Annotated in this window: 30 protein-coding genes; 13 read left to right on the top strand and 17 right to left on the bottom strand. The window is 63.7% G+C overall.

All coding sequences use genetic code 11. The features are described 5' to 3' along the window. Window positions 1–263: 263 nt before the first annotated feature. Window positions 264–827, top strand: a complete 564-nt coding sequence (locus B5V03_RS03215; RefSeq protein ID WP_129267830.1) for a chlorite dismutase family protein — start codon at window positions 264–266, stop codon at window positions 825–827. A 57-nt stretch (window positions 828–884) separates the two neighbouring features. Here the strand turns inward: B5V03_RS03215 and B5V03_RS03210 are convergent, their stop codons facing one another. The 3 genes from B5V03_RS03210 to B5V03_RS03200 form a co-directional block, all read right to left on the bottom strand. Then, window positions 885–1,283, bottom strand: coding sequence for a gamma-glutamylcyclotransferase family protein (locus tag B5V03_RS03210; RefSeq protein WP_129267829.1), 399 nt, complete (start codon window positions 1,281–1,283; stop codon window positions 885–887). A gap of 124 nt (window positions 1,284–1,407) precedes the next feature. Then, window positions 1,408–2,223, bottom strand: a complete 816-nt coding sequence (locus tag B5V03_RS03205) for a transglutaminase-like domain-containing protein (protein ID WP_129267828.1) — start codon at window positions 2,221–2,223, stop codon at window positions 1,408–1,410. After that, window positions 2,224–3,135 (bottom strand): transglutaminase family protein, encoded by a 912-nt coding sequence (locus B5V03_RS03200; protein WP_129267827.1) that lies wholly within the window; start codon window positions 3,133–3,135, stop codon window positions 2,224–2,226. 90 nt (window positions 3,136–3,225) lie between these two features. Between B5V03_RS03200 and B5V03_RS03195 the strand changes: the two genes are divergently transcribed. Continuing rightward, entirely contained in the window at window positions 3,226–4,032 is an 807-nt protein-coding gene (locus B5V03_RS03195) for an N-formylglutamate amidohydrolase (RefSeq protein WP_129267826.1), read from the top strand. Here the strand turns inward: B5V03_RS03195 and B5V03_RS03190 are convergent. From B5V03_RS03190 to B5V03_RS03175, 4 genes are all read right to left on the bottom strand, one after another. Beyond that, a complete protein-coding gene (locus B5V03_RS03190; RefSeq protein WP_129267825.1) occupies window positions 4,029–5,009 on the bottom strand; it encodes a DUF3592 domain-containing protein in 981 nt (326 codons plus the stop codon). The genes B5V03_RS03195 and B5V03_RS03190 overlap by 4 nt on opposite strands. Before the next feature lie 89 nt (window positions 5,010–5,098). Beyond that, entirely contained in the window at window positions 5,099–5,716 is a 618-nt protein-coding gene (locus tag B5V03_RS03185) for a LysE family translocator (RefSeq protein WP_129267881.1), read from the bottom strand. Window positions 5,717–5,765: 49 nt separating this feature from the next. Further along, the gene (locus B5V03_RS03180; RefSeq protein WP_129267824.1) at window positions 5,766–6,308 is read right to left on the bottom strand and encodes a hypothetical protein; all 543 of its coding nucleotides are present in this window, start codon (window positions 6,306–6,308) and stop codon (window positions 5,766–5,768) included. Window positions 6,309–6,310: 2 nt separating this feature from the next. Next, on the bottom strand, window positions 6,311–7,756 hold the full coding sequence (locus tag B5V03_RS03175; RefSeq protein WP_129267823.1) for an LVIVD repeat-containing protein: 1,446 nt from the start codon (window positions 7,754–7,756) through the stop codon (window positions 6,311–6,313). A gap of 115 nt (window positions 7,757–7,871) precedes the next feature. On the opposite strand from B5V03_RS03175, the gene B5V03_RS03170 reads away from it, so the two are divergent. The 3 genes from B5V03_RS03170 to B5V03_RS03160 are packed head-to-tail and all read left to right on the top strand — an operon-like array spanning window position 7,872 to window position 9,158. Continuing rightward, window positions 7,872–8,186, top strand: a complete 315-nt coding sequence (locus tag B5V03_RS03170; RefSeq protein ID WP_129267822.1) for an ArsR/SmtB family transcription factor — start codon at window positions 7,872–7,874, stop codon at window positions 8,184–8,186. Continuing rightward, the gene (locus B5V03_RS03165) at window positions 8,179–8,649 is read left to right on the top strand and encodes an SRPBCC family protein (protein WP_129267821.1); all 471 of its coding nucleotides are present in this window, start codon (window positions 8,179–8,181) and stop codon (window positions 8,647–8,649) included. Before B5V03_RS03170 ends, B5V03_RS03165 begins: the two co-directional genes overlap by 8 nt. Continuing rightward, a complete protein-coding gene (locus B5V03_RS03160; RefSeq protein ID WP_129267820.1) occupies window positions 8,646–9,158 on the top strand; it encodes an SRPBCC family protein in 513 nt (170 codons plus the stop codon). Before B5V03_RS03165 ends, B5V03_RS03160 begins: the two co-directional genes overlap by 4 nt. Before the next feature lie 18 nt (window positions 9,159–9,176). Here B5V03_RS03160 and B5V03_RS03155 read toward each other — a convergent pair whose 3' ends face one another. Next, window positions 9,177–9,356, bottom strand: coding sequence for a hypothetical protein (locus B5V03_RS03155; RefSeq protein WP_129267880.1), 180 nt, complete (start codon window positions 9,354–9,356; stop codon window positions 9,177–9,179). Window positions 9,357–9,754: 398 nt separating this feature from the next. Here B5V03_RS03155 and B5V03_RS03150 point away from each other — a divergent pair, with 398 nt between their 5' ends. From B5V03_RS03150 to B5V03_RS03140, 3 genes are all read left to right on the top strand, one after another. After that, window positions 9,755–10,561 carry a transglutaminase-like domain-containing protein gene (locus tag B5V03_RS03150; RefSeq protein ID WP_129267819.1) on the top strand — a complete coding sequence of 269 codons (807 nt, stop codon included), beginning with the start codon at window positions 9,755–9,757 and terminating at the stop codon, window positions 10,559–10,561. Beyond that, window positions 10,561–10,752, top strand: coding sequence for a hypothetical protein (locus B5V03_RS03145; RefSeq protein WP_129267818.1), 192 nt, complete (start codon window positions 10,561–10,563; stop codon window positions 10,750–10,752). The genes B5V03_RS03150 and B5V03_RS03145 overlap by 1 nt, the downstream gene beginning before the upstream one ends. A 158-nt stretch (window positions 10,753–10,910) precedes the next feature. Further along, window positions 10,911–13,142, top strand: a complete 2,232-nt coding sequence (locus B5V03_RS03140) for an ATP-binding protein (RefSeq protein WP_129267817.1) — start codon at window positions 10,911–10,913, stop codon at window positions 13,140–13,142. A 2-nt stretch (window positions 13,143–13,144) separates the two neighbouring features. Here the strand turns inward: B5V03_RS03140 and B5V03_RS03135 are convergent, their stop codons facing one another. The 6 genes from B5V03_RS03135 to B5V03_RS03110 all read right to left on the bottom strand — a co-directional run bounded on the left by B5V03_RS03135 (window position 13,145) and on the right by B5V03_RS03110 (window position 18,065). Continuing rightward, the gene (locus B5V03_RS03135) at window positions 13,145–13,588 is read right to left on the bottom strand and encodes a hypothetical protein (RefSeq protein WP_129267816.1); all 444 of its coding nucleotides are present in this window, start codon (window positions 13,586–13,588) and stop codon (window positions 13,145–13,147) included. 2 nt (window positions 13,589–13,590) lie between these two features. Continuing rightward, the gene (locus B5V03_RS03130; RefSeq protein WP_245502150.1) at window positions 13,591–13,959 is read right to left on the bottom strand and encodes a hypothetical protein; all 369 of its coding nucleotides are present in this window, start codon (window positions 13,957–13,959) and stop codon (window positions 13,591–13,593) included. Between the two features lie 97 nt (window positions 13,960–14,056). Continuing rightward, complete coding sequence (locus B5V03_RS03125; protein WP_129267815.1) at window positions 14,057–14,524, bottom strand: MarR family winged helix-turn-helix transcriptional regulator; 468 nt, start codon at window positions 14,522–14,524, stop codon at window positions 14,057–14,059. 9 nt (window positions 14,525–14,533) lie between these two features. Next, on the bottom strand, window positions 14,534–16,144 hold the full coding sequence (locus B5V03_RS03120) for an acyl-CoA synthetase (protein ID WP_129267814.1): 1,611 nt from the start codon (window positions 16,142–16,144) through the stop codon (window positions 14,534–14,536). 133 nt (window positions 16,145–16,277) lie between these two features. After that, window positions 16,278–17,414, bottom strand: a complete 1,137-nt coding sequence (locus B5V03_RS03115; RefSeq protein ID WP_129267813.1) for an epoxide hydrolase family protein — start codon at window positions 17,412–17,414, stop codon at window positions 16,278–16,280. Window positions 17,415–17,609: 195 nt separating this feature from the next. Beyond that, entirely contained in the window at window positions 17,610–18,065 is a 456-nt protein-coding gene (locus B5V03_RS03110) for a GatB/YqeY domain-containing protein (protein WP_129267812.1), read from the bottom strand. 86 nt (window positions 18,066–18,151) lie between these two features. Here B5V03_RS03110 and B5V03_RS03105 point away from each other — a divergent pair, with 86 nt between their 5' ends. Continuing rightward, the gene (locus tag B5V03_RS03105; RefSeq protein WP_129267811.1) at window positions 18,152–18,517 is read left to right on the top strand and encodes a hypothetical protein; all 366 of its coding nucleotides are present in this window, start codon (window positions 18,152–18,154) and stop codon (window positions 18,515–18,517) included. Between the two features lie 9 nt (window positions 18,518–18,526). Here the strand turns inward: B5V03_RS03105 and B5V03_RS03100 are convergent, their stop codons facing one another. Further along, window positions 18,527–19,228, bottom strand: a complete 702-nt coding sequence (locus tag B5V03_RS03100; protein ID WP_129267810.1) for an alpha/beta fold hydrolase — start codon at window positions 19,226–19,228, stop codon at window positions 18,527–18,529. A 146-nt stretch (window positions 19,229–19,374) separates the two neighbouring features. Here B5V03_RS03100 and carA point away from each other — a divergent pair, with 146 nt between their 5' ends. Then, window positions 19,375–20,565, top strand: coding sequence for a glutamine-hydrolyzing carbamoyl-phosphate synthase small subunit (carA, locus tag B5V03_RS03095; RefSeq protein ID WP_129267809.1), 1,191 nt, complete (start codon window positions 19,375–19,377; stop codon window positions 20,563–20,565). A gap of 207 nt (window positions 20,566–20,772) precedes the next feature. Further along, on the top strand, window positions 20,773–21,294 hold the full coding sequence (locus tag B5V03_RS03090; protein ID WP_129267808.1) for a hypothetical protein: 522 nt from the start codon (window positions 20,773–20,775) through the stop codon (window positions 21,292–21,294). 124 nt (window positions 21,295–21,418) lie between these two features. Here the strand turns inward: B5V03_RS03090 and B5V03_RS03085 are convergent, their stop codons facing one another. Then, window positions 21,419–21,943, bottom strand: coding sequence for a Dps family protein (locus B5V03_RS03085; RefSeq protein WP_129267807.1), 525 nt, complete (start codon window positions 21,941–21,943; stop codon window positions 21,419–21,421). 104 nt (window positions 21,944–22,047) lie between these two features. On the opposite strand from B5V03_RS03085, the gene B5V03_RS03080 reads away from it, so the two are divergent. Then, window positions 22,048–22,749, top strand: a complete 702-nt coding sequence (locus B5V03_RS03080; RefSeq protein WP_129267806.1) for a class I SAM-dependent methyltransferase — start codon at window positions 22,048–22,050, stop codon at window positions 22,747–22,749. Between the two features lie 262 nt (window positions 22,750–23,011). On the opposite strand, the gene B5V03_RS03075 is transcribed toward B5V03_RS03080, so the two are convergent. After that, complete coding sequence (locus tag B5V03_RS03075) at window positions 23,012–23,383, bottom strand: ArsR/SmtB family transcription factor (RefSeq protein ID WP_129267805.1); 372 nt, start codon at window positions 23,381–23,383, stop codon at window positions 23,012–23,014. 113 nt (window positions 23,384–23,496) lie between these two features. Between B5V03_RS03075 and B5V03_RS03070 the strand changes: the two genes are divergently transcribed. After that, entirely contained in the window at window positions 23,497–24,666 is a 1,170-nt protein-coding gene (locus tag B5V03_RS03070) for an MFS transporter (RefSeq protein ID WP_129267804.1), read from the top strand. Window positions 24,667–24,693 lie beyond the last annotated feature (27 nt).

Here is a 24,693-nt window from a genome sequence, read left to right as displayed (position 1 = left end):
TGAAAGTTAGGTTTAGGCGGGTTATCCGGGTTATTCGACCTGTGCACAGGGCCTCCTCCGTCGTTCCGGGGTGTCTTTCACCGTCGCCCTGAGGTGCTCGCCTCTTCGGCGAGCCTCGAAGGGCGACGGCCCGGCTGCATCTCGGCCGTTCATCCTTCGAGGCTCACACTGCTTTGCAGTGTGAGCGCCTCAGGATGACGGACGGGGCCTCGGAATGACGACGAGCCACTTGAACCCCGCCCGGTTCCACGCTTCCATGGGCCATGTTCAGGACCTTTCGGGGCGGCCAGAGTGGGGGCTGGCGCGTGACCTCGATTTCGCCCGTGACGGGCGAGCCCCTCGCCTTCATGCCGGCGCTGTCGGTCACCGACAGCGAGGCGATCTCATTGCCGCTGGTGCCCTCGCGCAATGCGTGGCGGCTGGTCGGCGTGGCGAGCAGCTTGCGCTATACCGAGCGGCCAGAGAAGGAGCAGCTCACGGCCGTGCAGGCCGGGCTCGGCCGGCTGGAGGCAACGAGCGCTGCGCTGATCCCGATCCGCAAGTCGCAGGCCTGGTGGGATCTGACGCAGGAAGAGCGGCGCAGGATCTTTGAGGACAGATCGCACCACATCGCGAGCAGTCTTCGTTTCCTGCCCGCGATCGCACGGCAGCTCTATCACTGCCGCGACCTCGGCGGCCCCTTCGATTTCCTGACCTGGTTCGAATTCGCCCCCGCGCATGCCTCGCTGTTCGAGGAGCTGGTGGCGATGCTCAGGCGGACCGAGGAATGGACTTACGTCGAGCGCGAGGTGGACGTGCGCGTGGTGAAGGAAGTGCTGTCGGCCTAGAGCATAATCCGGAAAAGTGCGCAGCGGTTTTCCGAAAAGATCATGCTCAAGACATAACTAGAGCTCGAGAAAACGTCCGGACTCGATGCGCGGCAGATCGGCAACAGGCCAGTTGTAGACGTAGGTCCAGGCCTTCTCGGTGGCGCCATCAGGCAGCGTGACGTCGATCAGCTGGCGCAGATACTCCGTCGGCTCCGGAAAGCCTTCGCCGCACGCCTCGTACATGTCGAGCTCGCCCAGGAGTTCGTCGGGCACGCGCAGGTGAAACAGCTCGCCGTGCACGATGTCGGAGGCCGCATCCGACAACAACAGGCCCGGATAGTGCTTCACAAGAACGAGCCGGCCGCGGCAGGTCGCTTCAGCAACGAAGTCGGCATGGCCAGCAAGCAGCCGCGCCATCGGATGGTCGAAGCCGCGCATCAGGGTGCCGTAGACGAAGAGGCGATCGGAGGTCATCGGCGCTCTATAAACTCTCAACCTCGTCATTGCGAGGAGCCCGCGACAAAATTGCGATGCAATTTTGCACTGGTGCGACGAAGCAATCCAGACTGCCGCCGCGGAAATAGTCTGAATTGCTTCGCTAAGCCGCCTTGGCCACCTCGTCGCTCACCACCACGAACTTCTTCAGCTCCATCCGGCCAAAGCTCGTCGACAGCGCGACGTCGGCGGCGTCGCGGCCGGTGGCCATCAGGATGCGGCCCCTGCGGGGGATGTTGTGGCGCGCGTCGAAGGTGAACCATTTGCCTGAGAGCCAGACCTGAAACCAGCCGGAAAAATCCATCGGCGCAGGATCCGGCGGGATGCCGATGTCGCCCATATAGCCGGTGCAGTAGCGCGCGGGGATGCCCATGCAGCGGCAGAAGGTCAACGCCAGATGCGCGAAATCACGGCAGACGCCGGTCTTCTGCTCGTAGACGTCGTGCGCCGACTTCATGTGATGGGCGTGCTCGTAGCCGAAGGTGACATGCTCATGCACGAACGCGGTGATGGCGGCGACGCGCTTCCAACCAGGCTTGGTCTTGCCGAACAGCGACCAGGCGATGTCGGTGAGCTTGTCGGTCTCGCAATAGCGGCTCGGCATCAGATAGAGCATCAGCTCGTTCGGCAATTGCTCGATCGGGATCTGCTTCGCGGCCGGCATCACCTCGTCCGGCAGCCCGGTATCGCGCACCAGCGCGCGGCCCTCCAGCGTCACGCCGCCGGCAGGGACGACGAGGCGGCCGCATACATTGCCAAAGCTGTCGTGATAGAAGCGGATCGGAACGTCGGGCTCAGCGACCACCGTCTCCTTGCCGATGATGTCGGCCTGTCGGGAGGGGTGGATGTTGAGCATGATCACCATCGGTGTCGGCTGCGCTGCCGCGTAGGTGAGCTCGAAGCCGACCTTGATTTGCATCTATGAAACTTCAGCCTCCATCTCTTCGTCGCTGTTTTGGTCGTCCGAGACCACCTTGATGTTCACGTCCATGGCTTCGAAGGCATCCCCGGAGCCGATATAGACACCGTGCAGCGGGATCGCCTGGCGCGGATCGCGGGCGACCGCGACGCGGATGAGGTCGCGGGTACCGACGATGCCGTTGGTCGGATCGAACTCGATCCAGCCCGCGCTCGGCAGATAGGCCTGCACCCACGCATGGGTCGATCCACCGCCGACATGTCGCTGCTCGATATCCTGCGGCACGAAGATGTAGCCGGAGACAAATCGGGCGGCGATACCGAGATGGCGCAACGCCTCGATCATAAACAGCGCATAGTCCCGACAAGTTCCAGTGCCCGACTGCAAAGTGTCGAGCGGATGCTGCGTGCCCGGCTCATGCCGCTTGCGGTACTTGAACTGCTCGCGGATGCCGTGCGTGATGCCGCTCAGTATCTTGAAGGTCGGCGACGGCGCATCCTCATCCAGGAAGCCGCGGGCCCATTCCGCGATCTCGCCATCGGGATCGGTATATTGCGGCGTGATGTATTGCACGAGATCGGGGAATTCCTCGTCGTCGTAGACGAAGGGATAGAAGTAAGCGGAATCATCCGGCGTGAGCGCGAATTCTTCCACCGGATTGTGCTCGACGGTGACATGCCAGTCGAAAGTCAGCGTCTCCGCACGTTCGTCGAAATTGGCGATCGCGACCGAATTGCCGAACACGTCGTGAATCCAGTGCAGCGACATCGGTGTGGGCGAGATATCGAGCCTGGAGTCGAGCACGCGCAGATCGTGCCCGTCGCGCGGACGCAGCATGATCTTGTGTTCGCCGAACGCCACGGGGCGGTTGTAGCGATATTCGGTCTTGTGATGAATCGTGAGCAGCGGCATCGTGAGGCGATCATGGTGAGTTTGGGCGGATCAATCCATAGCGATTCTGCCCGATTCTTGGGGTGACTGCTCTTTCCATAGGCAATCAGGATGGCTTTAGACACAGCTGGCGCGACCGATCAACTCCTCGGCGAGGGTGATATACCGCCAGTGCATGAGGCGAATGCGGGAGGGACATCGCCTTTTCTGCTCACCTCGGATCATTACGGACGGATTTTGCCGCGCGCGCTCGGCGATCTCGGCGTCGCTGAGGCCGAGCTTGTCAGGCATATCGCCTGGGACATCGGCATCGCCGGCGTCGCCGAACGGCTGGCGGAGATGCTGGATGCGCATCTGATCGCGCAGCGCTATTCGCGGCTCGTGATCGACTGCAACCGCCCGCCGGCTGCGGTGAGCTCGATCCCCGTGATTTCCGAAGCGACGGCGATCCTCCGCAATGAAGCAATCTCCGAGGGCGAGCGCGCGGCAAGGCGGCGCGAGATTTTCGAGCCCTATCATCACCGCATCGACGCCGCAATCAGCCGCCGCCTGCACGACCGGCGGCCGACGGTGCTGGTGTCGCTGCACAGCTTCACGCCCGTTTATGCCGGCGTCGCGCGGCCCTGGCACATCGGCGCGCTCTACAATCGCGACACCGTCCTGCCGCAGCTCCTCTTGAAACATCTGCGCGTGGAAGGCGATCTCGTCGTCGGCGACAACGAGCCCTATGCGGTGAACGACCTCACCGACTACACCATCCCCGTGCACGGCGAAGCCCGCGGCCTCGTCAACACCGGCATCGAGATCCGCCAGGATCTGATCGCGGACCAGTCCGGCCAGCAGCAATGGGCGGAGCGGCTGGCAAGGATTTTTGCGGAGATCGAGGTGGAGTTGCGGGCGGAGAGGCTGGTCGATTAGCCGCGCGTCGCGACAAATACGGCGAGCGCGCCGAAGATCGCGGCGATGCCCCACAGCACATAGGCTATGCGGACGGGGCCGCTTGTATCGAGCGTGGCCTCGGCCGGGTTGTCGGGATTGACGCGCACCTCGACGTTCGCGCCGTCCCGGTAGCGCGACATGAGCTTCTTCAACATCGCATCGGACCCCGACGGCGTCCCCGCCGCGACGCGCGCGCATTCATTGGTGTAGCTGACGTTCTGATAGCGATAGGTGTAGGTCACGCGCTTGCCGAACATCTCGGTGCCACGGCGCTCGCCCGGCTCGCTGGCCTCGAAATATTGCTCGGTTCCCGACAGCTTGATCGTGCCCCGCACCACCGGCCAGCGCGTCGCCATCGACGCCTGTCGCCGCACCGCATACCCCATCAGCGCGATGACGAGGCCGAACGCGGCAAAGGCAACGACGAGGCCTGCGAGATCAGGCCGGGCGATGTGATGCGTGAGGTAGGCGTAGCTCTGGTTGAGCCCGAACGCCGAGCCGAAGATGATGGCGAGGACGATCACCGTACCGATGCCGAGGCAGCCCCACAGGCCCTTCGGCAGGTCGCGCTCCAGCACGGCTTGATCGGGATGGCGCGGATTGTAGTAGACGGTGACGATGCTGCCGGCGGGATATTTTGCGAGGTTCTCGGCGACCTCGAAATTGCCGAGGTCCTCGCCGATCGAGATGCGGTTGCAGCGCAGCTTGCGGCGGCCGACCGCATATTCGTAAGTCACGTTCGCGAAATTGCGTTTCTCGAGGCGATAGCCCTCCTCGCGATCGCTGTCGGAGACCCTGACCTCGCGCACCTCTGCAACCGAGGTGACGACCTTGCCCGGCGCCCGCGGCCAGTTGCGCGCCTCGCGCACCTGCCAGGTCTTGACGATTGCGGCGACCAGGAGGAGTCCGAGCGGTGCGAGCAGCATCGCATAGACGAACCAGGGCAGATCGGGCACGGCCAAATTCCTTCGTCAGCGGCAATGCTTCCTTGGACGCATCGCCGCGGACGAAGGTTCAACCGGCAAGCTCGCTTACTTAGTCTTGCTCATTTGGCCCGGATCAACGCCAGCCAGATGCCGCCGCCGATCATGAAGCCGCCGGACACGCGCGACACCATGCGGGTGCGGCGCGCCGAGAAAAAGCCGCGGACCTGACCGGCAAGCAGCGCGTAGATTCCGTCCGTCAAGCCGGCAAGCACCATGAAGGTGATTCCGAGCACCAGGACCTGCGACAGGTGATCCCTGCTCATGTCCATGAATTGCGGAATGAACGCGCCGAAGAACACCAGCAGCTTCGGGTTCGACAACGCCACGACAAAGCCCTGTAAAAGAAAGCCGCCGCGAGGGGGAGGTGGTGGCGCGTCGGCGTCGACGCCCTCAACCGGGGAGCGGATCAGCTTGATGCCGAGCCAGACCAGATAGGCCGCACCCGCAAAGCGCACCCAGTTGAACCAATAGCCCATCGTCGCCATCAGCGTGGTGAGGCCGACCGCAAGGATACCAATCACGATCAACAGCCCCACCTGCACGCCGAGAATGTTGGTCAGTGCGGCACGGGTGCCATGGCGCAAGCCATTGGCGATGACGAGGGTGACGATCGGTCCCGGCAACAGCGCGAGCGCGATGCAGGCGGCGACGAAGGCGAGATAGGCTTGCATAGACATCATGGGGAGGACTCGGCTGAGGTCGGTTTGGGGTATTAATGCATGGCACTCACTGTCCGTCCAGCGCGGCGAGCACCCAGCCCTTCATCTCCTGCGTCTGCAGGAATGCCAACGCTGCTCGTTGCATCGCGCTCGCTTCCCCTCGCCCCTGCGCCGCAGCAACGAATAGATCGCAGCGACGTGAGACCGCAACGCCGATCGCGGCGTGACGGACACCGTCGGACATATCGAGATCATACCGCCTCGCCCGTCCGCGCATCTCGTTAAAGCTCACCTCCTCACCCGGTGCGCCGGCCGCAAAGCGCGGGTTGATCAGATCGACGTCGGCAACACGATCGACCTCGTCGTCATCGGCGACGCCGCGGTCGCAATTGCAGAAGCCGCGCTTGGCGCGCACGTAAAGCTCGGCGCCTTCACAGGCACCATCGCAACGAAATGCGCGGCCGGCGGGCCAACCATCGCGCGGGAACGGCCAGGCGATCTCGCGCCAACGCGCGACCTCCTCCATCCGCGACGGCACACGCTGATAGGCCCAGACGCCGGACACACCGAGCGCAACCGCCACCGCCGCTATCGTCGCCCCGCGCCGCATCGTCAGTTCCTCGGCAGGCCGGCGGCAGCGCGCGCGGGGCCGGTCAGTTCGAGGATGTGCAAACCGGTATTGGCGCGGTCAACGATATAGATATAGCCGCGGTCGTCGGTCTCGACATTGTTGGTCTGGATCGCGACCTTACAGCGCGCGCCGCCCTCGATCGGGATGCAGCGCTTGTCGGTCGCGCTCGTGATCGATGGAATGAAATAACCGACCTCCCGGGGATGATAGGGATCGCGGATGTCGAGCGCACGGACGCCGGCATTGAAGAAGGCAATGAAGGCCATCTTCTTGTAATAGACCGGCGCCATGCTCTCGTTCGACGAATGCGAGCCGAAGCGGCCGCCACGCTGGCAGAACTGCCCGCTCGCCTCCGGCACGGTGTAGCTGGAGATCATCATCGGCCGCGTCTCGGTGGTGACGTCGGCGAACCACACCATCTGCCGCGCCTCGCCGCATTCGTTCAGGATCGCCTCGTCCACGATCATGACGATGTCGCGGGTCTTGCCGTCCTTGTCCTCGGCAAATTCCGCGACCGGCATGTCGAGCATAGGGAACGTGGTGTGCGCGCCGTTGAAGGCGGACATCGGCATGCGCGAAATCTCGGGATAGCGCAGATTGTCCGGTGTCGGCTCCTTCGGCCCGTTCAAGAGCTTGTCGCGATCGACGATCTGCAGGATGCCGCCCTTGTTGGTGCCGTAGCCGAAAAAGACGCGGTTGCCGTTCGGCCCGGTCGAGATCGGTCCGTGCAATTCGGTCGGCACCGCGCCGGTTGCGCCCGGCTCCTGGCCGGGCAAGCCGAAGTCGCGGATTTTTTGCGGATGCGCGGGGTCGCTGAAATCATAGATTTGCGTCATGCGCCGCGTGCGCCAGTCCGGTGCGCCCGAAACGAGAAAGGCAATGCCGGTGTCGCATTCCCACCAGCTCTTGTGGGTGTCCTTCAAACCGCCGATGCGCGCGACGAGCACGGGGTCGGCGGGATCGGCGACGTTCCAGATCTCATGCGCCTCGCTGCCGAAGGTGCGCAGCATGTAGACCGCATTGGGGTCGCCCTTCGGCAACGACTTGCCGTCACAGACGCGCACCATCTGCGCGCCGCCGGATTCATACTTGCCCTCCTGCCCCGGCAAGTGCCGCAGATATTTGGGATGCGCGGGATCGGTGACGTCGACGACCGAGGTGCCGTTCGGCTCCTCCTTTCCCGTCATCGGATTGACGGGAGCGGGCACGTCGTCGGTGCCGCCGTGATGGCCGATATAGGCGATCCAGCGGTCGCCCTGATGATGAATGGTCGGCTGATAGGCGCTGCGCGCCTGAAGGTCGTTGGTGCCGACCAGCTTCATGTTGGAAGCCTCAGGCGGCGCACCGATGGTCTGCTTCTGTGCGTGGACGAAGGTGCTGCCGGCGAAAAGGACGAGGCCGGCAGCAGTCAAGACGCAACGGAACATCAATGTCCTCCCGGAACCAATCTGCGTTGGCTGAGATGAAACGCTAGCACGGCCGATCGCGCGCACCAAATACACCATCTTGACATGCAACCTTTTGGTTGCCTATTATCCTGCCATGGATGAGGTCTTCAAAGCGCTCGCCGATGCGTCACGACGCTCGCTCCTGGACAGGCTTCACGCCAACAACGGCCAAACACTGACCGAGCTTTGCGACGGCCTCGCGATGACGCGCCAGGCCGTCACAAAACACCTTGTCATTCTTGAAGAGGCCAATCTGGTCACGACGATCAGGCATGGCCGCGAGAAGCTGCATTACCTCAATCCGGTGCCGATCCATCAGATTGGCGAACGCTGGATCAAAAAGTTCGAGCGCGGCAAGCTCGCCGCACTCAGCGAGTTGAAACGCCAGTTGGAGAAGCGCGATGAGTAAGCCGCAATTCGTCTATGTGACCTACATCGAGACCACGCCGGAAAATCTGTGGGAGGCGCTGACGTCGAGCGAGTTCACGAAACAATACTGGTTCGGCGCCGAGGTCAGATCGGATTGGAAGGTCGGCTCGCCCTTCGCGCTCCTGCTGGACGGCGAGGTCACCGATTCCGGAGAGATTCTGGAGGCCGACCCGCCGCGGCGACTGTCCTACAGCTTCAAGCACCAGAAGTTCGAAGAGCTGCGCGGCGAGCCGATCTCGCGCGTCGTCTTCACCATCGAACCATTCGGCTCGCTCGTGCGTTTGACTGTGCTGCATGACGGGTTCGTCGAAGGCGGCAAATATCTCGGCGCCGTCTCCAATGGCTGGCCGGCGATCCTGTCCCAGCTCAAGAGCCTGCTCGAGACCGGCAAGCTGCTGGACATACCGCGTGCAGCTCTCAACAAGGGATTCGACGCAAAATGAACCTCGATCAGTTCAAGCCGCTGACGGTCTACACCATCTACATCGCCGCGACGCCAGAGAAGGTGTGGGAGGCGCTGACCTCGGCCGAGCTCAGCCGAAAGTACTTCTCGGGCTTTGCGGTGGAGATGCAGCCGAAGCTCGGCGGCCGCTTCATCGTGCGCGCGCCCGATGGTTCGGAGCACATCTCCGGCGAAGTGTTCGAATACGATCCGCCGAAGAAGCTGACGGTGACGTGGAACGTCAACTGGCCCGACCTCGTCGCAAAGCTCGGCACCACGCTCGTCACCTACGAGATCGAGCCCGCCGGCGAGGCCGTCCGCCTCACCATGAGCGAGCGCCACGACCGCGCGCTCAGCGACGACATCCTCTCCGGCGGGCGCACCGGCTGGCCCGCGATCCTGTCGGGATTGAAGAGCCTGCTTGAGACCGGCAAAGCGCCCCAGATCAAGATGTCGCCACCGGTGAAGATGCTCGAAGCGTTGAAGGCGATGGGGATCAGGACGCCGTAGCGGACGGAACCTGCGCCCTCATCGCTTCTTCTTCACCAGCGGCGGATGAATTTCGTCGATCTTGCGAAGGCATTCCACTTCCGAATCGTGCGGGCCCGAGACAAAGGTCCCGCTGACCTTGATCGCGTACCAGCCCGACTCCACGCCGAGGCGGAGTGCTTCGTCTATCTTGACGTGCCGTGCGGAGAGAGTTTGCATCAGGTGCTTTCGGTTGGCGTTCGATCCAATGTCGAACCGCGATGAAATCTTTCGGGCAGCCGCGGCACGAGCCCGCCGCGTCCGGCTCACCCGCAGGAGCAGGCAATATCCGCAACGATCGTCGTTACGACGTCGTGAGGAGTCGGCTCCGCCGCTGCGAAGAACGAGCCGTTCCCACGTCGCGCGCGCATCATCGTGGCGCCGCGTGTGCGCAGAAACGACCGAACTTTCCGACATGAGCGCACCGTGCGCGCAATCGCTGCAATTAGCCATCGTTTTCTCGCCCGCGCCTCGCTTTTGAAGCGCCAAATGCCGCTCTCGATCGAATACGGCCGCCAGAGCCTTGTGTTCGACTGCTCCGTAGCCATGTTAGGAGCCTGGCCGAGGGAATTTTTCGTATGAAGCTCCGCGTCGGGTTCGAGATGCTTTACGAATTTCCGCAACCGACGCCGATGATCATGGTGTTGGGCACGCACTTTACGCGCGCCTCCGATGTCATCGTGCCCGACCTGCTGACCACCAGCCCCTCGGTGGCGATCAATCCCTTTCGCGACCTCTTCGGCAATTGGTGCAGCCGCATCGTGGCGCCAGCCGGGGCCTTCCGCCTCGCCGGCGATGGCGTCGTTCGCGACAACGGCCTGCCCGACCCGGTGTTTCCGAACGCGATACAGCACGCCGTCGAAGCGCTACCGGCCGACACGCTGGCCTATCTGCTCGGCAGTCGCTACTGCGAAACCGATCGCCTGTCGGATATCGCATGGAAGTTGTTCGAGCAGACGCCGCCGGGCTGGGCGCGGGTCCAGGCCATCTGCGATTTTGTTCATCGCCACATCACGTTCGGCTATGAGCACGCGCGTGCGACCAAGACGGCCTGGGAGGCCTACGACGAAGGCAAGGGCGTGTGCCGCGACTATGCCCATCTCGCCATCACATTCTGCCGCTGCATGAACATCCCGGCGCGCTACTGTACCGGCTACCTCAGCGACATCGGCACGCCGCAGCCGTGGGCGGCGGGAGATTTTGCCGGCTGGTTCGAAGCTTATCTCGGTGGGAGCTGGCACATGTTCGATCCGCGCAACAACACGCCGCGGATCGGCCGGGTGCTGATCGCGCACGGACGCGATGCCGCAGACGTCCCGATCACCCAGACCTTCGGTCCGAATACCCTGCTCAATTTCAAGGTATGGACAGACGAGGTTGCCTGATGACGGACAGCACCACTGCGCTCAGCGCCGATGAATTCGCGTCGCTGGCCGAGGTCGGCAAGGGCAAGGCGCAAGGCGAAATTCCGCAAGCGCACGGCGAACGTCTGGTCAACCTTGACTACGCGATCCGGCGGCTCGGCGAACTCGAACTATCCTCGTCCGGCGCTCGCCGCCTGGCAACGGGCGAATAGCTCGCTGCCGTTGCGTCTCATCCGTGATGCACGTGATCCAGAATCTTTCCCCCATCGAGCGCTTTTCGGCACGATCCCTATGGACTGAGCGGAGGGTAGTGCCGCAGATTGCGCCCTCGAACCATCACCCGCGATGACCACAGCGGACCATTCGACCGATGAGCTTGCGTACCCGGCTACTGATCCTCGTCATCGCGGCCATGCTGGTGCCGGCGAGTCTCGTCGGCCTGCGTTTCATGCAAAACCGCAGCAGCGAGATCAACGCAGCGCTGGCCAATCTGGCGGCGGCGTCCGACGACATCGCGAGCGATCTCGATGAGAAGATTCAGGGCACCGCCCAGCTTCACTATGGCCTCGCCCGCGCGCGCGACCTCGACACGCGCGACAAGGCGGCATGCTCGGCGTTCCTGTCTGATGTGCGCGAGGAATACCCGCAGTTCACGGGTATCCTGACCATCGATCCCGATGGCAGCCTGTTTTGCGATTCGCTACGGACCAACCGCACGCTCGATCTGAATGACCGCGGCTATTTCAAGCAGGTCAAGGGTCTGCAAGGCGTCGTCGCGGTGGAGCCGGTGTTCGGCCGCCTGACGGGGCTATCGGTGCTCCAGATTGCCTATCCGGTGCGATCCGATGCGGGCGCGCTGAAGTTCGTGCTGCTCGCGTCGTTCAACCTGAACAAATTCGCGGAATTTCACGACAAGCGTCTGCTCGCCGAGAAGGACATCCTGCTTGTCGACAGCAAGGGGACGGTGCTGGTCGCGCCCAAGGGCGGCAGCTGGCGCGAGCCCATCGGTGCGTCGATCGCGGGCTCCGATCTGCTTCGCTTCGCGGCAGCGCCCGATCGCGAACCGTTTCGGGAGGTAACCGACCGCGAGGGCCGCACGCAGGTCTGGGCCGTCGCCCGCTCGCCCTCGATCCGCAAGGCCGGCCTCTACATCCTGGTCGGACGGTCCAAGGATAGCCTCGTCGCAGCGGCGAACCGCCGGCTTTACGAGGACATGGCGATCCTCGCGGTGGCCTTGTTGGCGCTGCTGGCGGGCGTCTGGATCCTTGCGACCGTGAGCGTCGGGCGCCAGGTCGGCCGGCTCGCCGCGATGGCGAAGAAGCTCGGGCTCGGCGACCTCAGCGCGCGAATTCAAACGCCCCATCCGCGCGGCGAGCTCGGCGGCTTGATGACACTGCTCAACGACACCGCGGAATCCCTCCAGCAGCAGCGCGCTGCGATTGCGGACCTCAACCAGAAGCTCAGCCAATCCCAGAAGATGGAGGCCATGGGCCAGCTCACCGGCGGCGTGGCGCATGATTTCAACAATCTCCTCACCGTCATTCTCGGCAATGCCGAGCATCTTGCCGACAGTCTGGCGGGCAACAAGGAATTGCACCGGATCGCCGGCGATATCGCGACCGCCGCCGAGCGCGGCTCCGACCTGACGCGGAGCCTGCTCGCCTTCGCGCGCAAGCAACCGCTGCGGCCGCGCGACATCGACATCGCCGAGAAGATTCGCGACATGGAGCCGTTGCTGCGCCGGTCCCTGGGCGAGCACATCGAGTCCGCCTTCGCGCTCGATGCGGATCTGTGGTTGACCAGCGTCGATCCCGGCCAGTTGGCGACGGCTCTGCTCAACCTCGTGCTCAACGCGCGCGACGCTTTGCCTGACGGCGGCAAGCTGACCGTCGAGGCGCGCAACACTGCGCTCAGTGAATCCGATCTGGACGTCAACGGCGAGCCGCGGCCGGGTGACTATGTCATGGTGGCCGTGACCGACACCGGCAGCGGCATGACCGCCGAGGTGGCGAGACGCGCGTTCGAGCCGTTCTTCACCACCAAGGAGGTTGGCAAAGGCACCGGGCTGGGGCTGAGCATGGTCTACGGATTCGTGCGGCAGTCCGGCGGGCTGGTGCAGATGCAGTCCGAACCGGGACAGGGCAGCGTCATCAGGCTGTTCTTTCCCCGCCTCGCAACGCCGCCGATCGAGGATCCGGTACCAGCGGAGCGGATCACAGTGCCCGATGGCAGCGAGACCATCCTCGTCGTCGAAGACGACGACATGGTGCGCACCTATGTCGAGAACGAGCTGAAGGCGCTCGGCTACAACGTCATCGCGCGATCGAATGGACCCGCGGCGCTGGAATTGCTGCGCCAGCCCGGGCAGATCGACCTGCTGTTCACCGACGTCGTGATGCCCGGCGGCATGTTCGGGCCGGAGCTTGCGCGGCAGGCAACCAGCTTGCGGCCCGGGCTCAAGGTGCTCTTCACTTCGGGCTACACCCAGAATCCGGTCAAGATGCCCGACGGGGTCGGCGACGCCCGCATTCTGACAAAGCCGTTCCGGCGAAAGGATCTTGCCGCGATGCTGCGGTCCGCCCTGTCGGCGCCGAAGCGTTGAGCTCAGGAAGAAGACACGAGCAGGAGCGCGACACCGAGATTGGCCGCGAACAGGGCCGCGTCGATGACGAAGATCCTGAGCATGGGGCCTTTCAACACCGGCCAATAGGCCACCCCGACGCGGCCGCCGCGCATCAGGACCGGAACGTTGTAGATAAACTGGCTGAAATGGCAGGCGGCGAAAAACAAGAACAGCGCGAGCTGCGCTTCGACCGGCTGGAAGAAAGCCGGTCGCGCGGCCAGAAGATAGAACGACAGCAGCCCGATCGGCAGATTCATCCCGCCCAGGAACGCCACGCTCGCCGCAAGCGTCGGCGCGATCGGGTTACTGCGCTCTTCGCGCGGCAAGAGGATCTTCAGCGTGTTGCCTTGGGCAATGCTGAACTGGATGAAGGCGCCACCGAACCAGAGCGCGTTGAGGAGCAGGACGAAATCAGAAAGATGCATGATCATTTTCCGTAAAAGACTTCGCTGCGCACCACACGGCCCGTATCGTCGAAGTCCATGAATTCGCTGGCGCGGGTGTCGCCGAGTTGCCACCACACCGTCAGGCGCGCGATCGCCTCGTCCCAGCTCCAGCTGAGTATCTTCAGGTCGGCGCTTTCGATGTGGCCATAGGCTTTCCGCCAATAGCCGCGGATGTTCTCGGCGCCGGTGACGGTGGGAGAGCCGGTCAGCGTCAACGCGAGAGGGCTGCGCATCTGCGCATGGTCGGCAAAATGCGCGACGACCGCGTCGATGTCGACCCGGCACCAGCTTGCGCACCAGGCCGCGACAAAGCGCTCGGCGGCTGCGCGATCCATCTTCTCTGCGCTCACGGCGTCTGCCCGCTCATGACGCGGCCCTCCCCTGGCTGGTTGGCCGGAAAGTGGCAAAGCTCGCCCCTCATGTCAACTATATTGACTTGATACATAGTCAGTTGTTGTCGGCGATTGCCTCCATGACGGCCATCCATGCCGCCGCGCCTGACACCCCGGCCCGATCAAATGCCGCGCGCATGACTTTGCGCTCGTGGTCAGACGCCTTTTGCTCGATGCGTTGCCCCGCAACCGTCAGGCGCAACAGTTTGGAGCGATGCTGCTCGGGCGACCGCTTCGAGGTCAGGAGCTTACGCTCCAGGAGCAAATTGAGCGGCCGGTTCAGGGCCTGCTTGGAGATGCCGAGGATTTCGATCAGCGCGCCGATCGCGATATCGGGCCGGCGCGCGACCACGTAGAGGATGCGGTGGTGCGGACGCGACAGGCCTTGCCTGGCAAGATAATCGTCCGCCTCCAGCGTCATTCCGCGCCAGCCGTAATACATCAGCTCCAATGCTGCATCGAGATCATGCAGCTTGTCGAGCGAGGCGCGGTGAAGCCCTGCGGCTTGAGAGGTCTTTGGCATTGTCTGACGCTAACCTCTCGCCCGCAGCTCGCGCCGGAGCACCTTTCCCGTGGCGGTCATCGGCAGCGTCTCCGCGAACTCGACGAAGCGCGGATATTCATGCGCGGCGAGCTGCACTTTCACAAACTCCTGGATCTCGCGGGCGAGCGCATCGCCGGGTGCAAAGCCCGGGCGCAACACGATCCAGGCCTTGATCGATTCGGTGCGGATCGGATCGGGAATGCCGACCACCGCCGCCATCGCCACTGACGGATGCTTCATCAGCGTGTGCTCGATCTCGGACGGGCCGACGCGGTAGCCGGCGGTGGTGATGACGTCGTCCTCGCGGCTGACGTACCAGAAATAGCCGTCCTCATCCTGCACGCCGAGATCGCCGGTCAGCAGGAATTCGCCGGCATATTTCTTCGCCGTGGCGTCCGGATTGCGCCAGTACTCGATCATGGTGCACGGACACGGCTGACGCACGCCGATGATGCCGCGCTGTCCCCTCGGCTGCTCCTCGCCCTTGTCGTTGACGATGCGCACATCAAAACCCGGCGTCGCCTTGCCCATCGAACCCGGTCGGATCGGAAACAAATTGGAGTTGCTGCCGATCACGAGATTGCACTCGGTCTGGCCGAACACTTCATGCGCGTCGATTCCAAAAGTCTCGCGCACCCAGCCCAAGAGTTCGCCGCCGAGGGATTCACCGCCGGTAAAAATGCTGCGCAGCTTCACACCGGAGTGCTTCACGCCGGCCTGCCGCATCAGTTTGAGCGCCGTCGGCGGCAGAAAGACGTTGCGCACGCCGAGATCGGCCATCATCTGCATCGCCGCCTGCGGCTCGAACTTTCGCGCACGGTGCCCGACCAAGGGAATGCCGTGATACCAGAATGCGAACAGGCCGTTGACGAGCCCGCCGATCCAGGCCCAGTCCGCCGGCGTCCACATGAGATCGCCGGGGCGCGGCAGGAAGTTGTGGCACATCTCGACATTGGGGAGATGACCAAGCACCACGCGGTGCGCGTGCAGCGCGCCCTTCGGATTGCCTGTCGTACCCGAGGTGTAGATGATCAGGGCGGGATCATCGCATGACGTATCGATGCGCGTGAAATCGGGTGATGCAGCCTTGACCGCATCCCAAAACGATTTCGTGCCTGATGGCGCGCGCTCGCCGACTATATAGACGCTCTTCAGGTCCGGCAGCCGGTCGCGGATTTTTGCGAGCTTCTCCCAGCCGCCCTCGTCGGTGACGATCGCCTTGGCCTGCGAGTTCGACAGACGGAATTCCAGCGCGTCCTCGCCGAACAGTGCAAACAGCGGGATCGAGATCATCGCCGAACGGAACGCCGCCATATGCGCGACCGGCAGCTCCAGCGACTGCGACAAAAATACCGCGAGCCGGTCGCCGCGGCCGAGCCCATCCGCCTTCAGCACATTGGCGAAGCGGCGCGACATCTCCGCGACCTCGTCGAACGAGGTGCGCGCGGTCGCGCCGTTCTCGTCGACATAGAGCAGCGCGAGGCGGCCGGTGCCGTCGGCATGGCGATCGCAGCACGCCTCCGCCATGTTGAAGCGCGCCGGAACGTCCCAGCGGAAGTTGCGGTAAAGCTCGTCGTAGGTTGTGGCTTCGGTCAGCATGGGCTTGGATCGTTTCCGTATTCTCGGCGTCATGGCCGGGCTCGTCCCGGCCATCCACGTTCTTCTTGCTTGGCGGCCACTTTAAGCGCGTGGATGCTCGGGACAAGCCCGGGCGTGACGTCTGAGTGCGTAGTTACCGCACCGTCGCAAAAAACTTCCTGACATCCCGCACGAACAGCTCCGGCTGCTCGAATGCGGCGAAATGCCCGCCCTTCTCCATCTCGCTCCAATGGGTGATGTCCAGGAAGTTCGGCTCCATCCAGCGCCGCACCGGCGTGATGATCTCCTTCGGGAACACGGCGACCCCCGTGGGCACGCCGACCTTCGGCGTCGTCCGGCGCTTGCCAAAACTCTCCCAATAGAGCCGCGCGGACGAGGTCGCCGTCCCGGTCACCCAATAGAGCATGACGTTGTCGAGCAGTTCGTCCCTATCAAAAATGTTCTCAGGGTGCCCGTTGCAATCGGTCCAGGCCCAGAACTTTTCCAAAATCCACGCCGCCTGCCCGCTCGGCGAATCCGTCAGGCCGTAACCGAGCGTCTGCGGCCGCGTCGATTGCTGTTTTGAGTAGCCGGAGTCGAGATCGACATAATGCTTGAGGCCGGCGAGCGCGCGCTTCTCTTCGGCCGTCGGCTCGCCCTCGACCTTTGGCGCCGAATTGAAGGCGAGCGTGATGTGGATGCCGGCGCAATGCGTGGGGTCCTGCGCACCGAGCGAGGTCGTCACCGCCGAACCCCAGTCGCCGCCCTGCGCGCCGTAACGCGCGTAGCCAAGCCGGTCCATCAGCTTCGCCCAGGTCGCAGCGATACGATCGACACCCCAACCGGTGGTCTTAGGCTTGGCGGAGAAGCCGAAGCCCGGCAGTGAGGGGCAGATCACGTGGAAGGCATCAGCGGGATTACCACCATGCGCGACGGGATCGACCAGCGGGGCGATCACCTTCTGGAATTCCACGATCGAGCCGGGCCAGCCATGCGTGATGATCAGCGGCAGTGCGTTTGGCTCTTTCGAGCGGGCATGGATGAAGTGGATGTCGAGCCCGTCGATCTCGGTGGTGAACTGCTCGAAGCGGTTGAGCTTTGCCTCGCGGGCGCGCCAATCGTAACCATCAGCCCAATAGGCGCAGATCTCCTGGATCCATTTCAGCGGCGCGCCCTGGCTCCAGTCATCTACCAGCTCCGCCTCGGGCCAGCGCGTGCGGGCGAGCCGCGACTTCAGGTCGGAGAGGACGTCGTCGCTGATGGCGATGCGAAACGGTTTGACGGCGGTCATCGGTTGCCTCCCGATTGTTTCTCTCGGTGGAGAGTAGACCGGATGCGCGCCGCATCAAAGGTGCCGGTGGGGTGACAGTCTCTCCATTGAAGCAGTGCCCGAGTGGAGAGATCACCCCACCCCGCTCGCGCTACGCGCGATCGACCCACGGGCGAGCTACGCTCGTCCCGGACCCCTCAAGGGGAGGGTAAGCAGCTAGCCCGACAGCGCTGCCTTCACGAGGCCAGACGCCTTGCCGAAATCCATCTGTCCCGCGTACTTCGCGCGCAGCACCGCGATCACCTTGCCCATGTCCTTCATGCCGGCGGCGCCCGTCTCGGCGATCGCGTCCGCAATCGCCTTCTTGACCTCGTCGTCCGCCATCTGCTTCGGCAGGTAGGCCGAGATCACCGCGATCTCCTCGCGCTCCTGCGCGGCGAGCTCGGCGCGGCCGCCCTTGTCGTAGAGCTCGACCGATTCCTGGCGCTGCTTGATCATCTTCTGAAACACACCGAGCAGATCGGCATCGCTCAGCGGCGGCTTGCCCTGCCCGCGGGCGTCGATGTCGGCGTTCTTGATGGTCGAGTTGACCATGCGCAGCGTGGAGAGCTTGCGCTCGTCCTTGGCCTTCATGGCCTCCTTGACCGCATTGTTGATGTCGTCGCGCAGCATGATCGCCTCACTTCAAACCTGTCTTGGAAACAGTCCGGAAAGACTCGTGGTCTACAACAAGATCCGGGCTCAATATAGGTGCTTGCATGAAGACCGGAAAGCATCTCGCCATGCTGGCGGTCTGCGTCGGGGTGCTCTGGGGAAGCCGCTTCGGCCCCTACGCCTGCGACACGCTGCCGGGCTTTGCGAGCGAGACCAGCTCCACCGGGCTCGCCATGGCCGTGAATGGCCTGTTTCTGACCCTCTTGCTGTACCTGCCAGTCTACGACTTTATCTCCTTGCTGACCTACAGGCTCGGCTGGGAGACGAATTTCAATCCGCTCGTGGTCTATGAAGGCGAGCACTCAACGAAGCCAGTCTCGCCGAGGGCAAGGCGCGCCCTTTACCTGATCGATATTGTCATGGTGGGCCTCCTCCTGCCGCTGTGGACCAAGGCCGCCTATTGCGGGTGAGCTCGCGGCTCAGCCCTCGAGCCATTCGGCGAGTGCCCGCGCTGTGGCTTCCGGCTGCTCCGGCTGCGGCAGGTGCCCGCAGCGATCGAGGATCACGAGCCTTGCGCCGGCAATGCGCTCCACCATTTCCTTCGAGAACGCATTCGGAATGGTGTTGTCCTGATCGCCGGTCAGCACCAGCGTCGGGCATTTGATCGTCGAAAGCGTCGGCCGCGAATCCACCCGCGCGATGATCGCGGTCTGCTGGCGGAGATAACCTTCGATGCCGACGTCCTCGCCCTGCTCATGAACGAGCCGGCGGATCGACATGTCGTCGCGGCGCGAGGGATGCACCAATTCGGGAAACATCTCCTCGCGCGCGGCGCGCAACTCGCCGCGCTTCGCCCGCTCCATCAGGCCGCGGCGGCGCGCGGTCGCCTCCGGCGTATCGGGCCGGGCCTGGGTGTTGATCAGTGCGAGCTTCAAAACCCGCTCGGGCGCCTGACGCATGATCTCGAGCGCGATGTAGCCGCCCATGGAATGGCCGGCAAGCGCGAACCGGGGCGGCGCCTCGCTCAGCACCCGCCGGGCGATCGCCGCCATGCTGTCATCGCGGATATGGTTGGCGACCATCACCGGGCCGAACCGCCACAGCGCCGGGATGACAGGGGCATAGATCCGGGCCGAGGAGGCCAGCCCCGGAACCAGCAGAATCGGGGTGGTCTGGTCCATTATTGCCTCGCGAGCCCAGGAATTTGCCGGAAATTGTGCCGCCGAGCTTAAGTGCCCGAGACGGGCTGTCAAATATGCAAAAACGCATGTGAATCGGCGCATCTCCGCTTTGACGCCGGCGTCTGCGGAGACTATGAACCGGGCTCATGACACAACATGACAATGATCCCGCTTGGCCGGACCACAAACCGACCGCGCTGTTGGTGCTTGCCGACGGCACGGTGCTGGAGGGCTTTGGTCTCGGCGCCGAAGGCCAAGCCGTCGGTGAGGTCTGCTTCAACACCGCGATGACCGGCTATGAGGAGATCCTCACCGATCCTTCCTATGCCGGCCAGCTCATTACCTTCACCTTCCCGCATATCGGCAATGTCGGTACCAACGAGGAAGATATCGAGACGGTGAACATGGCAGCGACACCAGGCGCGCGCGGCGTGATCCTGCGCACCGCGATCACCGATCCCTCGAACTACCGCGCGACCAAGCACCTCGACCAGTGGCTGAAGGCGCGCGGCATCATCGGCCTCTCCGGCATCGACACCCGTGCGCTGACTGCGCTGATCCGCAGCAAGGGCATGCCCAACGCCGTGATCGCGCACGCCAAGGACGGCGAGTTCGATTTGCATGGGCTGAAGGAAGAAGCGCGCGAATGGCCCGGCCTCGAGGGCATGGACCTCGTGCCGATGGTCACCTCCGGCCAGCGCTTCACCTGGGACGAGACGCCTTGGCTGTGGGACAAGGGCTTTGGCCGCCAGGACAAGACCGAGTTCAACGTCGTCGCCATCGACTACGGCATCAAGCGCAACATCCTGCGCCTGCTCGCCGGCGTCGGCTGCAAGGTGACGGTTGTGCCGGCGACGACCTCATCCGAAGACATTCTGGCGATGAAGCCGGACGGCGTGTTCCTGTCGAACGGTCCGGGCGATCCGGCCGCGACCGGCAAATATGCCGTGCCTGTGATCCGGGACGTCATCAAGTCGGGCACACCGACCTTCGGGATTTGTCTGGGCCACCAGATGCTCGGCCTCGCCGTCGGCGCCAAGACCAAGAAGATGCATCAGGGCCATCACGGCGCCAATCATCCCGTGAAGGACGAGACCACCGGCAAGGTCGAGATCACCTCGATGAATCACGGCTTTGCCGTGGACGAGAACACGCTGCCGAAGGGCGCGACGCAGACCCACATCTCGCTATTCGACGGATCCAATTGCGGCATCCAGCTCGACGGCAAGCCGGTGTTCTCGGTGCAGTACCACCCGGAAGCATCGCCAGGCCCGCGCGACTCGCACTATCTGTTCCAGCGCTTTGCGGATCTGATGCGGCAGAACAAGAGCGCGTAAGCCGCGCTTTCTCCTGCGTGCCCCGGGCGCAATGCAGCGCGCCGCTCTTCGCGGCGTGATGCGCTGCTGAACCGGGGCCCATGCCGGCATTTCTGGGTCCCGGCTCAGCGACGCACCGCTTCGCGCTGCATCGCGTCCGGGACACGAGAGGAACGCAATCCGGGCGACGTCGGTTAACAGTGCACGGTCTTCTTCCGGAGCCCAGCCATGTCCGCTGTTCGCGACAATGCCGAACCGCTCGCCATCGTCTTCGAGGATGACGGGCTCGTGCCGAACAACATCCTTCCCTTCCTGGTCTACCAGGCAGTGGTGAAGCTGGATCCAAAGCAGCCGGAAGAGACGATCGAAAACCTGTTCGAAGCGAACGGCTGGGGCGGCACGTGGCGCAATGGCGTCTACGATTATCTGCACTATCACGCGACCGTGCACGAGGTGCTCGGCGTCGCGCGTGGCAGCGCCCTCGTCCGCTTCGGCGGCGATCATGGCCAGGAGCTGGAGATCAAAGCCGGCGATGTCGCGATTCTCCCCGCAGGCACGGGGCATCAATGCATCAAGGCGAGCGGCGATTTCTGCGTGATCGGCGCTTATCCGCCGGGCAGCAAGATGGAGATCACCCGCGCTACGCCGGAGAACCACGCGAAAGCGCTGAAGACGATTCCAAAGGTTGCGCTGCCGCCGGCTGATCCCGTCACGGGCAAGGATGGGGCGTTGATGCGGTTGTGGCGATAGCCAAGAGCGCAGGTGTCGTAGTGCTGTAGGGTGGGTTAGCGAAGCGTAACCCACCCTCTTCTGCTTCCGCGAAAATACACAGTGGTGGGTTACGCCTTCAGCTAACCCACCCTACACACTGCCCTTACGCCTCGTTGCCGCCTTCCTGTCTTGTCGCTTCGAACAGGAACCAGGTCCGGCGCTCGGTCTCGTCGATGAAGTTTTCCAAAATGCTGGCGCTGGCGACGTCGCCGGCCTCGTCGCAGACCTCGTGCGCCTTGCGCATCGCGGCCGTGACGTGCTTGTTGTCCTGCATCAGCTCGCGCAGCATCTCGCGCGGCGGAACGTAATCCTCGTTGTTGTCCTTGATGGTCTGGAGCTTTGCGACCTGGCCGATCGACTTCAGCGTCGTGCCGCCGATCTTGCGGACGCGCTCGGCGAGTTGGTCGGTGGTGGCGAAGATCTGGTCCGACTGCTCGTCGAGCAGCAGGTGGTAGTCGCGAAAATGCCGGCCGCTGATGTGCCAGTGGAAATTCTTGGTCTTCAGATACAGCGCAAATGCATCGGCCAGAAGCACGTTGAGCGCCTCGGAAACCTTCTTGACCCCATCGGGCTGCAGATCTGTGGGGGTGTCGAGATCGGGCGAGACCTTATTGTTGGTTTTGCTCACGGGAGACCTTCCTGTTAGGACGCGGACATTGACGGCGCGCTGTCGCACCCCTAACGCAAGGCGGGCAGCGCGGTTCCTAGATAGGAACCGCCGGGCGGGATACCATGGACGATTGGATCGATTATTACGACTCCACGCATACGATCTATGTCAGCAAGCTGCATCGCGATTTGCACTTCCAGATCATCGCGCGGGACATCGTCGGCTACATCTCCTCGCCCGAGGCGACGGTGCTGGACTATGCCTGCGGCGAGGCGCTGTCGGCGAGCCAGGTAGCATCGGCCTGCGGCAAGCTGATCCTCGCCGAGCCCGCCCCCGGCGTACGCGGCCGGCTGATCGCGCGGTTTGCGCCGAACACGAAAATCCGCGTCCGCTCGCTCGACGACGTCCGCAAGATGCAGGATCAGTCGATCGACCTCGTCGTCATGAACTCAGTCGCGCAATACATGACGCCGGCGGAACTCGATGCCGCGCTGCTCAACATTCGCCGCATCCTGACCCCGTCCGGAAAGCTGGTGCTCGGCGATATCTTGCAGCCCAATGTCGGCATGTTCAGGGATGTGATGGCGCTGCTCAGCTTCGGCCTGCGTCACGGCTTCCTGAAGGACGCGCTGGTCGGATTGATCAGCACCGCGCTGTCGGACTACCGTCATCTGCGCTCGCGCATCGGGCTGCAGCGCTACAGCGAGGACGAGATCCTCGCAAAGCTCACCGCGGCAGGCTTTGCGGCACAGCGCGCGCACACCAATATCGGCCATAATCGCTGGCGCATGACCATCATCGCGCGGCCGCCTCTGGTCCGTTAGGCTTCTTGGGTCCGTTAAGCATAACAATTGGCTGAGGTGGCTTGTCGCAGCCCGATCGGCAATGATTGCAACGGCCCGGTGGCGGAAGCGTCTACGCGAGGGCGGTGCATCGCTCTTTATCCTGGTTCAAATCCAGGCCGGGTCTCCAGCCTTCGCCGGCTCCGCCAGCTTCGGCTCGGCGAGCCTATGGTGGCGAAGGCTGCCGCGACGAAGCCCGAAGGGCGAAGACGGGCACGCGAAGACGGACTGCCCGCCCGAGACCTCAATCCGCTTCAACTACATCACACTCCGACAGCAGCTGAAGCCTCTCCGCGTCCTTGGCCGCTGAGCTGAGCACCGCGTCGAGCAGGCCCGGAAAGCGCGTGTCCAGATCCTCGCGCCGCAACCGCATGAAGCGGTTGGTGCCGGCTACGCGCGTCTGCATAACGCCGCATTCGCGCAGCTTGGCGAAGTGATAGGCGAGGTTGGACTTGCCGCTGAGCGCGTAGAAGTCGCCGCAGCAGAGTTCGCTGCTGACACGTTCCTGCTGGGCAAGCTGGTAGACGATCGCCAACCGGATCGGATCGCTCAGACAATCCAGAACCATCGGCAGCTCGATCTGCTCGCGGGTGGGGTGGAGAGGCGTGCGGCTCATGATCGGGGAATCATAGCGAAGTGGCCGCAATGTTCAATAGTTCTTGAACCAATTGACTCCTCCGCTTGCGCATTCGATAGTTCAATAAGTGTTGAACATAGGGATATCGTCCAATGAGCGTGTTCTGGCTGGCCTTGGCGGCCTTCGCGATCGGCACCGAAGGCTTTGTCATTGCAGGGCTTTTGCCCTCCATCGCCACCGACCTTTCGATTTCCGTCCCGGCCGCCGGGCAACTGGTCACCGCCTACGCCCTCACCTATGCGGTCGGCTCGCCGATCCTGGCGGTGACGCTGAACAACATCGACCGCCGCACCGTGCTGGCGCTGGCGCTGACGACCTTCATCGCCGGCAACCTCGCGGCCATGGTGGCCTCCAACTACGCCCTGCTGCTGGCCTCGCGCATGCTGATGGCGCTGGGCTCCGGGCTCTGCATGCCGACGGCCCTCGCGGTGTCCGTGGCGGTCGCCTCGCCTGAACGGCGCGGCCGCGCGGTGGCGCTGGTCACGTCGGGACTCACAGTTGCGACCGTCATCGGTGTTCCCCTCGGCAATCTCGTCGGCAGCCTGTTCGGCTGGCGCGCGACCTTTGCGATGGTCGCCGTGATCGGCGCTGTTGCGCTCGCCGGCCTCTTGCTGGGCCTGCCCAAAGGCCTGCCGCACAACACCGCTTCGCTGGCCGATCGGCTGGTGGTGGCGCGTCACAGCAACGTGCTGATCGCGCTTGTGATCACGGTCTTATGGGCGCTCGGCGGCTTCACCGTATTCACCTATTTCGCGGTCCCGCTGCACGGCCTCGGTTTCGATGCCTCGCAGATCAGCTTGGCACTGCTGGTCTTTGGCGGTGCGGCCGCGATCGGGAACATGCTTGGCGGCGTCCTCGCCGACCGGCTCGGCACGATGACGACCGCCGCCCTGGGCCTCGCCGGCATGGCCAGCGCCCTGATCCTGCACTCACTGGTCCTCAAATTGATGCCCGGGCAGGCGCATTATGCGGTGCTGGGCGCGATCTTCCTCTGGGGCATTTCGGGTTGGGCGTTCTATCCGGCCCAGATCGCCAGCATCATCCGGATCGAACCGCAGGCCGCGATGATCGCGCTCTCGCTCAATGCCTCCTCGATGTATCTGGGCTTTGCCATCGGCGGTGCCTTAGGGGGTGCGGTGCTGGCCACCCTCTCGCCGAACGACCTCGGCTGGATCGGCGGATCGAGCGTTGCGGCCTCGCTTCTGGTGCACCTCGCCCGAGGCTGGCAGGCCCGGCCAAAACCCGTCAAAATTGCCGGTTGATGGGCGTTTTTCGGGGTTTCGCCGCCC

Source organism: Bradyrhizobium betae, assembly GCF_004123905.1.
GTDB lineage: Bacteria > Pseudomonadota > Alphaproteobacteria > Rhizobiales > Xanthobacteraceae > Bradyrhizobium > Bradyrhizobium betae_A.
Note: the sequence above shows the minus strand (reverse complement) of the source record. Positions and strands in the feature narration are given on the sequence as shown.